Below are 12,643 nucleotides of genomic sequence, written 5' to 3'. Positions count from 1 at the left end.
TAAGCGTGGCACAACACTATGAACACGGCCTGACTATTACTTAGTGCGCTGTGGCTTTGCTTTACGCCTGGCTTTGCCTGAACTTGCCAGATCTATTACGGTTTCGGTTGCTTTGTTCGAGCGCCCGGTTAGTACCTTACGCGAGATACTCTTAAGCAGCGAGCCACGGTTACTCACGTCAAACCCTGGTTTAACAACCCGCTTAATAGTGCTGCCCATCAGCTTTTGAATACGTTCCAGGCTTTGCTCTTCTTCACGGCTGACAAAAGAAATAGCGGTGCCTGCCGCCCCTGCCCGGCCGGTGCGGCCTATGCGGTGCACATAATCTTCCGGTAAGTAAGGCAGGTTAAAGTTAACAACATAATCCAGCCCCTGAATATCCAGGCCACGGGCTGCTACTTCAGTGGCTATTAGCACCTGCAGTTTAGCGGTTTTAAAATCGGCAATAGCACGACGCCTGGCGCCCTGGCTTTTGTCACCATGGCATACTGCGGCATCAATTCTGCGCTGCTGCAAGCCAGCTAACAGTTGATCAGCCTGTTCTTTGGTGCTGGTGAACACCAACACCTGAAACCAGTTATGTTCTGCCAGCAGCTTCTCAAACAGTTCAATTTTGCGGTTTTCTTCAACCGGGTACACCACATGGTTTACCGTATCAGCTGCACTATTGGTTTTAGCCACGCGGATTTGCTGATGGTTATGCAAAATTTTATGCGACAACTCATTTACCGCAGGTGACGTAGTGGCAGAAAACAGCAACGTCTGGCGTTTAGTTGCTGTCATTTGCAGCAACTTCAGCACATCAGCGCTAAAGCCCATATCCAGCATACGGTCGGCTTCATCCAGTACTACAAACTCAACATCGCTTAAAATCACATTGCCCAAAGCCAGGTGTTCTAATAAGCGGCCGGGGGTGCTTATCACCATATCAACACCAGCAGTTAGTTTACTCGCCTGGCCACCCATTTTTACACCACCGTATAAAGCAGTAACACTGACCGGCAAAAACTGCGCATAGGCGCTTATCGCATTGGCTATTTGCTCGGCCAGTTCGCGGGTTGGAGTAAGGATCAACGCCCTTGGGCGGCGCTCTGCCGTGGCTTTTGGCGCATCCAGCATGCGTTGCAATAGCGGAATAGCAAACGCCGCAGTTTTACCGGTACCGGTTTGCGCAGTAACCTGTAAATCTTTACCACGGCGCGCCGGCACAATAGCCTGAGCCTGCACCGGTGTCATCTCGTTGTAACCGCATTCAGCCAGTGCGCGCAGTAAATCAGGCGCTAAGTCTAACGATGAAAATTGCATATAAGTTCCTCTGTAGCACAGCCACAGTCAAAATAAGGGGGCGAAGCTGGCTGTAAAAAATCAGTCGGTGGCTTCGTCATGTAAACGCGGCTTATGCTGACAAGCCCTGGCCAGGATCTCGACATAGAATTCAGGCAGCTGTTGTACTACGGCGGCATCAATATGTTTATTGATTTCAGAGGTAAAGATTTTTCCGGCTACCTCAGCTGAAGCACCAAAGCGGCAATCAAATGTCCAGTAGTCTGTACCCTCAGGCAGCGCCTTGCGCCGCTCACGGGCCAGGTATTTTTTAATCTCGTGTTTAATGGCGTCGGTTAAACGGGCCGTATTCAGCTTAGCGTGAGTTAAAGCAAACGTTTTTTTCATTAAAATTCCTACAGGTGGGCACTCAACAGCTGAACGCGCTAATAAACCGCGCATTGTACATGGATAAACCAAAGATAACTGCCACTATCTGCTGTTTGGCAGCAAAATCTGAGCAGCAAGCAACAACAGGCTTAATGCTTGTAATTGACTCTTGCCTGCACTTTGCCAGAACTTACTGACAATTAAACAGCTGTTTTGTCTGCCCGAACATGGCATTTACATCTCTTAACTGCGCAAATTTATTGGCCAGAGTTGGTAAATCCTGAAACCCCATGTCTTGCTCTTTTTGCATAATATGCGCTTTGTAATCAGGCACTAATTCTTCGAGAACATTCCACACTATTGCCCTAACCATATGTTCCGTAATGATGGTTTTAACTTCAGCGTAGCCATTTTTCTGCATATTCTTTCTGAATGCCTCACCGATGAAGGCCTGGCACGCTTTTATATCAGACGAGTACACTACCTGGTCGATAAAACCATGCGACAGTTCATGCGCAACAATTTCCGTGATCCGCCCTTTGGGACCAAAATCGACGGTATTTCCCCGATTTGACGTTGGACCAATTAATGAATAACTGTTGGCGCCGACTTTGAAGAAGAATCCGCCATCATGCAGCAATGGGTGGAAGATAATACTGATGTCCTGCGGGAACATATTAAAGCTTTGTTTTAATGAATCTTTGGTTTGTTTAATGATTGATCTATGCAGCACATGATCAATGTCAAAACCATTGGGTAGAGCCTGTAGCTGGCTGATAAGCCCATTGCTAAGTTCATTATTTAAAGAGGAAACAAAATCGGCAAACAACGGCTCTTTATCCGCTGGCAGCCTGATTTCTGCAGCGGGAGCCGCATTACTTTGTCTGAACTCACAGTCTAACGACAGAAAATATGCTGGCAAGGTGCTGAATCTGAAGCCGTTTGCGGTTAATGTGCGGAAATTTGTCAATGTTTCAGTATCAAACTGCACTGCTTTGTACTGTTCTTTGAGCGGTATATCTAAGTTGTTATTCAGAAAATATCCGCTCTGTAACTGCAGCGCAAACAGTAAATCTAATCGGCTATCGCTTTGGCCGGTATCACCACTTTGACAAGCTTGGCCGGAAAATACCGGAAAGCTGAATAAAAGCACTATTACACTGATTATCTTCAACAAAGTTCGCCCCAAAATTTGCCTGCTCCAGAGCAAACAATAAACAACTCACAACAAAAAATAAAGCGTGAAGCCCAACCATACTCAGGACGCAAAAAAACTAACCCCCAAAGATATTTGCCCTGCTAGCTTTGGGGAATTAAGCAGAGGCTAATTGCAGAAGAAAAAGCTTTGGTTGCAGAGCTAGTGTCTCTATTAAATACGCAGGCCACAGCTCTGTAAGTTGCGGCTGTGCATTATTTGCTTTTCGCACCAGTCTGTTGCCAGGGCCATTTGCCGGTTAACTCCAGCTCAAGGGTAAAACTTAAAAAGGTGCGGATTAACACCACCAGCGCCAGTACACCTACGTTTTCAAAGGTAAGCTCCACCGCTACGGTATGAATAATATCTGCCGCGATTAAAAACTCCAGCCCCAGCAAAATACCCCGCCCCAATTGCTGACGCACCTGTTGCTGGATATCGCTTACTACATCACCTTTTACTAAGCGTATACCGGCATGTACCAAAGCATAAATAGCGATAACAGTGATAATAGCAATGCCCAGCAGCTCAATTGCCATGGCACACCACTCTGGCACTGAGCCCGCCATATTCGTTATTCCGTTTGTCATTTGTGTTCCTTTAGTGCACTCAAACAGCTTTATTTTACAACACCGTGTAAAGGCTTTGGCCAGCACCAATCTGGCTGTAAACTGCCAAAACAAGCGTTGCTTAAGCCGGTATGGCTGTTAAAATCAAGTCATCTTTTATAACACAGTAGTGGCATAACCGGCCGTGTTACTAAACCAATATACCAGGACAATTATGAGCAAAGCCAACAGCGGCGCTGCAGCCTATCAGCAGCAAGAACAGGGTTATCGCGATAAAGCGCTGAAAATGTATCCCTGGGTATGTGGCCGTTGTGCCCGGGAGTTTGTGCATTCCAATTTGCGCGAATTAACCGTGCATCATATTGATCACAATCACAGCAATAACCCCTCTGATGGCAGTAATTGGGAGTTACTGTGTATTTATTGCCATGACAACGAGCATAATAAATTCCACGAGTTTGTGCTATATGGCGGTACTACCGAGCAAAAAGTGGCACCGGCAACCCACAACCCTTTTGCGGATTTAAAAGCCCTGCTAAATAAACCGAAGTGATATGCACCAGTTGGCAGGCTAAGCGCAAACCGCGACACAGCTAACTCTAACGCTGTGCAATGTTCATTAAGCGTTTGGCCTGCTGCTTTAAGGCAAGTTTTAGCTCCGGCGGTTCAATAATACTAAAATCAAACGGCAGTTGGCTTAACCACTGCGCTAAGCAATAACAACTGTCGGTGCGGGTGCTTAACAGCAAACCACCGGCCTGTGGTTTTAGCATCGATGCCGTCTCTCCCATCGCCTGCGCCGCGGTGTGTTTGTCGGTATGCAGCATAACCTGCACATCCAGATTACCCGGCATGCCATACAGGCTGCGGGTAAAATGCTCTGCCGTATCAAAATTTGCTGGCCGGTTAAAACGCTGCTGCAGCAATTCAATCTGCTGCAGGCGGTCCAGCCGGAAGGTACGTAGTTCTTGCCTTAAATGACAATAACCACTCATATACCAGCGCCCGCTGCGAAACAACAAACCATAAGGGTCAACCTGCCTTACAACCGGCGCTTGCTGATAAGAGGTGTAACAGATGCTCACCGAACGCTGTTGCTCCAGCGCGTCAAGCAAAGGGCTAAGCTGCTGGCCGGGAGTTTCAGCGTCAGATGCAGGCAATATTAACTTAATAGTGTCGGCAATAGCCCGGGCGCGGGATTTAAGCTTAGCCGGCATTACCCGTTCTAACTTAGCCTGAACACTACTGATAGCCCCCTGAGTATCGGCCAGATTCAGATTGTGCGCCGCTAACAGGCCAAGCGACAGCGCCAGGGTTTCGTCATTGGTAAACATCATTGGCGGCAGCTTAAAACCGGCTACCAGCATATAGCCACCGTCGCAGCCCTGTTCAGTAGTAACCGGAATACCCAGCTGCTCCAGTGCCTGAATATAACGCCGCACTGTGCGCTTATCTACGCCCAGCCTCGCTGCCAACTCAGTGCCGCTTAAACGGCCGTGAGACTGCAGTAACTCAAGCAGGCTAAGTACCCGGATAGTCGGTCCGCTCATTTATATTTGCACCTGTTCATTTACGCTTCCTAGTGTAATTAACAGACACAAAATATAACCGATAATTAGGACGCATTCTGTCCTATTTACGTTTTACAGTACGCCAGTAGCGCAAAACGCCAACAACTCGCTGTTACTAACCACGAAAAATAAGCCATAAGGAATAAGTAAAATGAAACTACTCACGCTATATACCAACCCTCAGTCGCGTGGCCGCATTATCCGCTGGCTGCTGGAAGAGCTGAACATAGCTTACGAGTTAAAAGTGCTGCAGTACGGCCCTGAAATGAAATCGGCAGAATTTCTGGCACTTAACCCAATGGGCAAAGTGCCGGTAATCACTCACGGTGATGTGGTAGTAACCGAAGCTGCTGCCATTTGTGCTTATCTGGCCGATCAGTTTGCCGACAAACAACTTGCCCCGGCACCCGACAGCCCTGAGCGTGCTACCTATTACCGCTGGTTGTTTTTTGCTGCCGGCCCACTGGAAATGGCCACCACTGCCAAAGCCTATAACTGGCGCCTGGATGCCGACAACGCCGCGGCCGCAGGCTGTGGTTTGTATCAGGATACCTTAAATGCGCTGGAAACCGCGTTAACTAAAGGCCCCTATATTTGCGGCGAGCAATTTACTGCGGCCGATGTGTATGTGGGCAGCCATATTGAGTGGGGCATGATGTTTGATACGCTGGAAAAACGCCCTGTTTTTACCGAATATGTACAACGGTTGCAAGCACGGGAAGCCGCTATCAGAGCAAATAAACTGGATGATGCGCTGACCGCCGGGCAGGCGGAGGCGTAACAGTATAAACATCAGCAGTGCGGCAACCCGGCATCTGGCGCGGTTGCCGCAGTGTTTTGTCAAACGTTATAAACAGCGCCTCACAAACTCACCTTTTTTTAGGTAACTACACCAAAACCACTTTAATTGAACCATCTTGTATCACCGCAGACAAAGCCACTGAAAATATTAACTAAATTTGCAATAGTTGATTCAAAAAAACGATTAACACGATAGACAAAACTGACTTTCGCAGTTATCCCTTCAGGTCTATATTCAATGCACGATTCAAGCAGGCGCACGCAATAACCCTGAGAAAACCCACGTTGCAAGGAGTAAAATATGGACAATAACAATAACGGTTCGGCCGGAAAATGCCCGGTGATGCACGGCGGTAATACCAAAGCTGGGGGCACCGGCCCAAAAAATATGGACTGGTGGCCTAACCAGCTTAACCTGAAAATTTTGCACCAGAACGACAAAAAGTCTAACCCGCTGGGTGAAGATTTTAACTACGCTGAAGAGTTTAAAAAACTTGATCTGGCCGCAGTAAAGAAAGATTTAGAGCATGTGATGACCGACTCACAAGACTGGTGGCCGGCAGATTATGGCCATTACGGGCCACTGATGATCCGTATGGCCTGGCATGCCGCCGGAACTTATCGCATGGGCGATGGCCGTGGCGGTGCCGCTACCGGTAATCAACGCTTTGCACCACTAAACAGCTGGCCGGATAACGGCAACCTGGACAAAGCCCGCCGCCTGTTGTGGCCGGTAAAACAAAAATACGGCAACAAATTATCCTGGGCAGACTTATTTATTTTAGCCGGTAACGTCGCGCTGGAATCAATGGGTTTTAAAACTTTTGGTTTTGGTGGCGGCCGGGCCGACATTTTTGAACCGGAAGAAGATGTTTACTGGGGCGCGGAAACTGAGTGGCTGGCAACCAGCGACAAGCCTAACAGCCGCTACTCTGGCGAGCGTGAGCTGGAAAACCCGTTAGCTGCTGTACAAATGGGCTTAATTTACGTGAACCCCGAAGGGCCGGACGGCAACCCCGATCCGTTAGGCTCAGGCCGCGATATCCGTGAAACCTTTGCCCGGATGGCCATGAATGACTACGAAACGGTGGCGTTAACTGCCGGTGGTCACACCTTTGGTAAAGCCCACGGCGCCGGTGATGCTGCCAATGTAGGTGCAGAACCTGAAGCGGCGCCTATTGAACAAATGGGCTTTGGCTGGAAAAACAGCTTTAAAAGCGGCAAAGGCCGCGACACCATTACCAGTGGTATAGAAGGCGCCTGGACCCCTACCCCAACCCAATGGGATAACAGCTACTTTGATGTATTGTTTGGTTACGAATGGCAGCTGGTTAAAAGCCCGGCCGGTGCGCATCAGTGGGCAGCGGTAAACCTGGCGGAAAAAGACCACGCACCAGATGCTGAAGATGCAACACAACGCGTAGGCATTATGATGACTACCGCCGATATGGCCATGCGTGAAGATCCGGCCTATCGTAAAATTTCTGAGCATTTTCATAAAAACCCGGCCGAATTTGCCGATGCCTTTGCCCGCGCCTGGTTTAAATTAACCCACCGCGATATGGGGCCAAAATCACGCTATCTGGGGCCGGAAGTACCGGCAGAAGATTTAATCTGGCAAGATCCGGTACCAGCGGTAGATCACGAGCTGGTAAATGATGCAGATATTGCGCAGTTAAAAACTACTATTCTGGCATCCGGTTTAAGCATATCGCAACTGGTGTATACCGCCTGGTCATCAGCTTCTACTTTCCGTGGTTCAGACTGCCGCGGAGGTGCCAACGGCGCCCGTATCCGCTTAGCACCGCAAAAAGACTGGCAGGTAAACCAACCGGCGCAGTTGCAACAGGTACTTAGCGTGCTGGGTACTATTGCGCAAAACTTTAATTCTGCACAAAGCGGCAATAAAAAAGTGTCACTGGCCGATATTATTGTGCTGGCAGGTGCCGCCGCAATAGAAAAAGCCGCCAAAGATGCCGGTGTAGCAGTGGCAGTACCTTTTGCCCCTGGCCGCACCGATGCTACAGACGAGCAAACTGATGCAGAATCGTTTGATGTGCTGGAGCCGGTGGCAGATGGCTTTCGTAACTATATGAAAAAAGCTTACACCATATCGGCAGAAGAAATGCTGCTGGATAAGGCACAACTGCTAACCTTAACCGCACCGGAAATGACAGTGTTAGTTGGCGGTATGCGGGTGCTGAATGCAAACTACGGCCAGAGCCAACACGGCGTATTTACCGCTAAACCCGGCACGCTGAGTAATGACTTCTTTGTTAACCTGCTGGATATGAATACACAGTGGGCACCGGTGTCAAAAGATGCACAGCAGTTTGAAGGCAGAGATCGTAAAACCGGTAAGGTAAAATGGACTGCCAGCCGCGTTGACCTGATTTTTGGCTCTAACTCGCAGCTGCGTGCCATTGCCGAAGTATACGGCGCCAACGATGCTAAACAGAAGTTTGTCACAGACTTTGTAAAAGCCTGGACCAAGGTAATGAACGCCGATCGCTTCGATTTAAAGTAATCACTGCCATAAACAGGTGATAAGCAACAAACGGGCGCCTACACAGCGCCCGTTTTTATTAGCATCATGATATTTATTGGCACAACGGTGCAAACTGCGCATCGAGCAGCCTGCATAAATCTTCCGCGTTTAACTCAATTTCCAGCCCACGCCGCCCGGCGCTAACGTAAATAGTGGCCAACTGCTGCGCCGAGCTGTCAATAACAGTAGGCAAGCGCTTTTTTTGCCCCAACGGGCTTACACCACCCAGCACATAGCCGGTGCTGCGCATGACATCTGCCGCATTGGCCATATCAGCTTTTTTTGCGCCCAGTGCTTTGGCAAGCTGTTTCATGCTTAGCAACTGATCTACCGGCAACACGGCTACAGCAAGTTGCTTGCTATCCAGACTCAACGCCAGGGTTTTAAACACCTGTTGTGGCAATAGCCCCAGCTTTTCTGCCGCTTCCAGCCCGTACGAAGCTGCTGCAGGATCATGCTGATACTGATGCACCTGATGTGCAATACCACGCTGTTTAGCTAACTCAATTGCCGGTGTCATACCCCAACTCCTTTTGCCTATCGTTCGATTTTATTTGTTAAAAGCTCAATTATTTGCAGATTTTACTCTATTGCATAGCATGGTTAGCAGGCGTAGCCTTAACATATTATTTTGCCAACGAGCACAGCGCAATGCCCCCAAATCAGGCTCCTGTATTGTATTTACCCCACGGTGGTGGCCCTTTACCTTTACTTAATGATCCAAACCACCACACGCTAACGCAGTTTATCACCGGGCTTGGCCATAAACTGGCAACACCCGCCGCCATACTGGTGATCAGTGCACACTGGGAAACCAGCCAACCGGCACTTACAGCTGCAGATAACCCGGCATTGTTATTTGATTACTCGGGTTTTCCGGCACAAAGCTATCAGCTAAGCTACCCTGCCCCCGGCGCACCAAAACTGGCAGCACAAATAGCAGAAAAACTACAGCAAGCCGGTTTCAGCCCACAGCTCAATACCAGCCGCGGTTGGGATCATGGTGTTTTTGTGCCACTACTGATGCTGCGCCCGCAAGCTGATATTCCTGTGCTGCAGTTGTCACTGCTAAAAGGCCTGGACCCGGCAACACATATTGCTTTAGGTGAAGCAATCAGTTTTTTGCGGCAACAAAATGTGCTGATTATCGGCTCAGGTATGAGTTTTCATAATATGCAGGCGTTTTTCCGTCAGGATCTGGTGAGCGATGCGCAGGTAGAAGCATTTAATCAGTACTTTATCGACAGCCTGCAACCACAGTACAGTTACGCTGAACAGGCAAAGCGGCTGATTAACTGGCAGCAGGCACCTGACGCCAGGCTAATGCACCCGCGCGAAGAGCACCTGCTACCGCTGCACGTTTGCTTTGGTGCCGCCAAAGGCAGCACAGCAAACGTACTGTTTAACGACACAGTGCTGCACAAAGCCGTACTGGCATTTGGCTGGTAACCTCCCATGCTTAAATGCAATAAAGCAGCGCCATTAAACGGCACTGCGGTGTAAACGCTGCTTTATTGCACTTTTATCCAACTGATTTCGCTACAGTATCAGCCCTTTTTCGCTGCCGGAGTTACGCTAACCCGTTCTATACCGGCTTGCACTATGTCAAGCTCAAAATCCAGCTGTACGAACTGGTCTTTATGCACTTTTCCGGTTGCCGTGTATTGCCATTGCTCCAGCGCACGTAATGCCTCTTTATCAAATACCTTTTCAGGACTCGATTTCACGACACTGGCGTTACTCACTTTGCCTTGTGCATCGACATCAAATTTAATCTGCACATAACCTGAAATCCCCTGCTCCGCAGCTTGTATTGGATAACGCGGTTCAATGCGCATAACCGCAGCAAGCTGTTGTGTTTTGCTAACACCAGCCATAACCGGTTGTTGTAATAATACTGTCGCACTTACTACCAGTGCCATAACAGCTAATACCGCTGTTTTGCTGATACCTTGCTGCCGCTGTAATTGCGTAATACGTTGTTTCATAGTATTAAAGTCTCCATAGTGATGAGTAAGCGGCCACCAGTTTGCTGATGGCTGCTGTGTACTGCTTAGTAAGGCATAACCATAAGCAATTCTTTCTGCCTTGCTGGCATCTTTTGTTACCAGTGCATCGCAGGCCAGTTCTTGTGCATGGCGGTATTGGCGATACGCCAGCCACACCAAGGGGTTAAACCAAAACAGGCTAACAAGCACCAAAGCAAGGTAATTCAGATGTAAATCGCCGCGGCGCCAGTGTGTCAGCTCGTGTTGCAAAATAAGCTGCTGCTGGGTGGCATCAAAGCGGCTGAAAAAGTCATGCGGCAGCACAATTCGTGGCGTAATTAAGCCGGTGATATAAGGCCCGCTGCTGTTATCTGCCTGACGGCAATATGCAGGCATAATACTGCCACTAAGCGGCACTGCGCGGTTGAACTGAGCGCGGCTGCTGATATAGCTAAGCAGTAAAAAGCCGCTGCACAGCATTACCCCGCTAAGCCATAACCAAAACAGCCAGTTAATATCATCTGCTGCTGCCGCGACCTGCTGTATTCCTACCTGATAGCGCAAAATGGCGCCCGCCTCAATAACCTTTGGCAGTAACGGGGTAATAGCAGCACAAAGCAGCAGAAGCGGCACGGCAACCCACAATGCATATAGGGTACGGGCACCAAGGGGCTTAAGCAGATATTGCTGGGCTAGCAGTAAAATTATCAGCAGTAGCGATAACGGCACCGACACATGCAACAAGTAATCAGTCATGGTGCTGCTCCTGCTCCCAATCAGCAATTAATTGCTTTAGCTGCTGCACATCGTCAGCATTAAGTTTGTTCTGCCTGGCAAACCCCGCTACCAGCGGCGCGACACGGCCGGCAAATATCCGTTCAACAAAAGAGCGGCTTTGCTCAAGCTGATAGTCCTGCTCGGCAATAAGAGGGTAATATAAATAAGCCCGGCCATCTTTATCAAAGCCCAGTGCACCTTTGCTTACCAGCCGGTTCAGCAGTGTTTTTACCGTTTTTTCATGCCAGTCTTTGTCATTGCCCAGTGCCGCAACCACCTCATTGGCGCTTAGCGGCTGACGCTGCCACAGTACCTGCATCACACTAAGTTCGGCATTGCTGATTTCGATCATAAAGCACCTATAGATTACATCTGTAATACATTTAATATTACAGATGTAATCTATAGGTGCAAGCTAATGCTAAAATTATTTTTCAGGCTTCTGCAACAAGGTGCTCTGTCGGGCAGCAGTGAAAGGTGTCGCCCAGCATAAACTTTTGCCGGTATTGGCTGGGGGTAAGTTCGGTGTAGTTAATAAATAACTTGCGAAACGAGCTGACATCTTCGTAGCCCACTTGCAGTACTATCTGCTCTATTGGCTGGTTAGTGGTTTCCAGCAAGCGCTTGGCCTGCTCTACCCGTAAGCGCTGCAAATAATTCAGTGGTGTGTCATTTAGTGCGGTTTTAAAACGGCGTAGTAAGGTGCGCTTGGTCAGGTGAAACTGCTCTGCCAGCTGATCCAGTACAAAAGGCTGCGCCAGATGCTGGCTAAGGTAGCTTTGTATTTGCACTACTAATGAGTCGTTATGCTGCAAGCCAACAGATAAATCCATATAAGGTACCTGCGAGGTACGGTTGGGATCGGTCAGCATAATTTTTGCCATCTGCCGGGCAAACTGCTCGCCGGCCAACTGTTCGGTTAGCGCCAGGCATAAATTAATATAAGAGGTGGTAGCCCCGGCAGTTAGCAGGTTGCCATCCTGCACCAGCAGCTTGTTCAGCTGCAAATGCACATTGGGGTACAAACTTTTAAATATATCTTTAAAAAACCAGCTGCTGGTGGCTTTGCGGTGATCCAGCAAGCCACTGCCTGCCAGTATATAAGTACCGGTACAGCTGGCAGCAATTAAACTGCCCCGCTCTGCCGCCTGATGTAAACCAGGGTAATAGGCATTTGATTGTGCGGCCAGCGCCGCCAGTTCAGTGCGCCGGTATGCATAAGCCGGCACCAGAATCAGCGCATCGGCTTGCTGCCACGGATGCGGCTGTACCGCTAATTCCACACCCGGCTTTAATTTAAGCGCCGTACCATCTGGCGACACCAGATAACAATGAAACAGCGGCGCTACAGTTTGCTGCTGCAATGCCCACAGCACGTTGCAATATTCAAAATAATCCAGCAGCGCAAATACATCGCTGCAGATACTGTTGTGGTTAGCCAGAATGGCAATCTGTTTCATCGGTTTATCCTGTGCAGGCAATTTGTCACTATTCACCTTATTTTTATCAATAGTGACACTGCATTACTGCAAAGGCAAGAA

The 12,643-nt window shown here is 48.9% G+C and carries 13 protein-coding genes; 4 read left to right on the top strand and 9 right to left on the bottom strand.

Translation table 11 applies throughout. The features are described from left to right. Positions 1 to 36 precede the first annotated feature (36 nt). From J3B89_RS13415 to J3B89_RS13400, 4 genes are all read right to left on the bottom strand, one after another. A complete protein-coding gene (locus tag J3B89_RS13415) occupies positions 37 to 1,305 on the bottom strand; it encodes a DEAD/DEAH box helicase (RefSeq protein WP_215398107.1) in 1,269 nt (422 codons plus the stop codon). A gap of 60 nt (positions 1,306 to 1,365) precedes the next feature. Continuing rightward, positions 1,366 to 1,671, bottom strand: coding sequence for a DUF6172 family protein (locus J3B89_RS13410; protein WP_215398106.1), 306 nt, complete (start codon positions 1,669 to 1,671; stop codon positions 1,366 to 1,368). 172 nt (positions 1,672 to 1,843) lie between these two features. After that, a complete protein-coding gene (locus tag J3B89_RS13405; protein WP_215398105.1) occupies positions 1,844 to 2,830 on the bottom strand; it encodes a DUF4932 domain-containing protein in 987 nt (328 codons plus the stop codon). Positions 2,831 to 3,063: 233 nt separating this feature from the next. Next, positions 3,064 to 3,438, bottom strand: coding sequence for a DUF1622 domain-containing protein (locus tag J3B89_RS13400; RefSeq protein WP_215398104.1), 375 nt, complete (start codon positions 3,436 to 3,438; stop codon positions 3,064 to 3,066). 193 nt (positions 3,439 to 3,631) lie between these two features. Here J3B89_RS13400 and J3B89_RS13395 point away from each other — a divergent pair, with 193 nt between their 5' ends. Beyond that, positions 3,632 to 3,970, top strand: coding sequence for a YajD family HNH nuclease (locus tag J3B89_RS13395; RefSeq protein ID WP_215398103.1), 339 nt, complete (start codon positions 3,632 to 3,634; stop codon positions 3,968 to 3,970). Positions 3,971 to 4,016: 46 nt separating this feature from the next. Here the strand turns inward: J3B89_RS13395 and J3B89_RS13390 are convergent, their stop codons facing one another. Next, positions 4,017 to 4,967: a helix-turn-helix transcriptional regulator gene (locus tag J3B89_RS13390; RefSeq protein WP_215398102.1), complete on the bottom strand. Its 951-nt coding sequence runs from the start codon at positions 4,965 to 4,967 to the stop codon at positions 4,017 to 4,019. A gap of 172 nt (positions 4,968 to 5,139) precedes the next feature. Here J3B89_RS13390 and J3B89_RS13385 point away from each other — a divergent pair, with 172 nt between their 5' ends. Both J3B89_RS13385 and katG read left to right on the top strand, forming a co-directional pair. Continuing rightward, positions 5,140 to 5,769: a glutathione S-transferase family protein gene (locus J3B89_RS13385; protein ID WP_215398101.1), complete on the top strand. Its 630-nt coding sequence runs from the start codon at positions 5,140 to 5,142 to the stop codon at positions 5,767 to 5,769. A gap of 321 nt (positions 5,770 to 6,090) precedes the next feature. Next, complete coding sequence (gene katG, locus J3B89_RS13380) at positions 6,091 to 8,316, top strand: catalase/peroxidase HPI (RefSeq protein WP_215398100.1); 2,226 nt, start codon at positions 6,091 to 6,093, stop codon at positions 8,314 to 8,316. A 73-nt stretch (positions 8,317 to 8,389) separates the two neighbouring features. Here the strand turns inward: katG and ybaK are convergent, their stop codons facing one another. Continuing rightward, positions 8,390 to 8,857, bottom strand: coding sequence for a Cys-tRNA(Pro) deacylase (gene ybaK, locus J3B89_RS13375; protein ID WP_215398099.1), 468 nt, complete (start codon positions 8,855 to 8,857; stop codon positions 8,390 to 8,392). A 131-nt stretch (positions 8,858 to 8,988) separates the two neighbouring features. Here ybaK and J3B89_RS13370 point away from each other — a divergent pair, with 131 nt between their 5' ends. Beyond that, positions 8,989 to 9,786, top strand: a complete 798-nt coding sequence (locus J3B89_RS13370; protein ID WP_215398098.1) for a DODA-type extradiol aromatic ring-opening family dioxygenase — start codon at positions 8,989 to 8,991, stop codon at positions 9,784 to 9,786. A gap of 98 nt (positions 9,787 to 9,884) precedes the next feature. Here J3B89_RS13370 and J3B89_RS13365 read toward each other — a convergent pair whose 3' ends face one another. The 3 genes from J3B89_RS13365 to J3B89_RS13355 form a co-directional block, all read right to left on the bottom strand. Continuing rightward, entirely contained in the window at positions 9,885 to 11,081 is a 1,197-nt protein-coding gene (locus J3B89_RS13365; RefSeq protein WP_215398097.1) for a M56 family metallopeptidase, read from the bottom strand. Continuing rightward, entirely contained in the window at positions 11,074 to 11,454 is a 381-nt protein-coding gene (locus tag J3B89_RS13360) for a BlaI/MecI/CopY family transcriptional regulator (RefSeq protein ID WP_215398096.1), read from the bottom strand. The genes J3B89_RS13365 and J3B89_RS13360 overlap by 8 nt, the downstream gene beginning before the upstream one ends. A gap of 82 nt (positions 11,455 to 11,536) precedes the next feature. Then, positions 11,537 to 12,562: a GlxA family transcriptional regulator gene (locus J3B89_RS13355; RefSeq protein WP_215398095.1), complete on the bottom strand. Its 1,026-nt coding sequence runs from the start codon at positions 12,560 to 12,562 to the stop codon at positions 11,537 to 11,539. Positions 12,563 to 12,643 lie beyond the last annotated feature (81 nt).

It is taken from the genome of Rheinheimera oceanensis, assembly GCF_018831085.1.
In the GTDB taxonomy this organism is placed as follows: domain Bacteria; phylum Pseudomonadota; class Gammaproteobacteria; order Enterobacterales; family Alteromonadaceae; genus Alishewanella; species Alishewanella oceanensis.
Note: the sequence above shows the minus strand (reverse complement) of the source record. Positions and strands in the feature narration are given on the sequence as shown.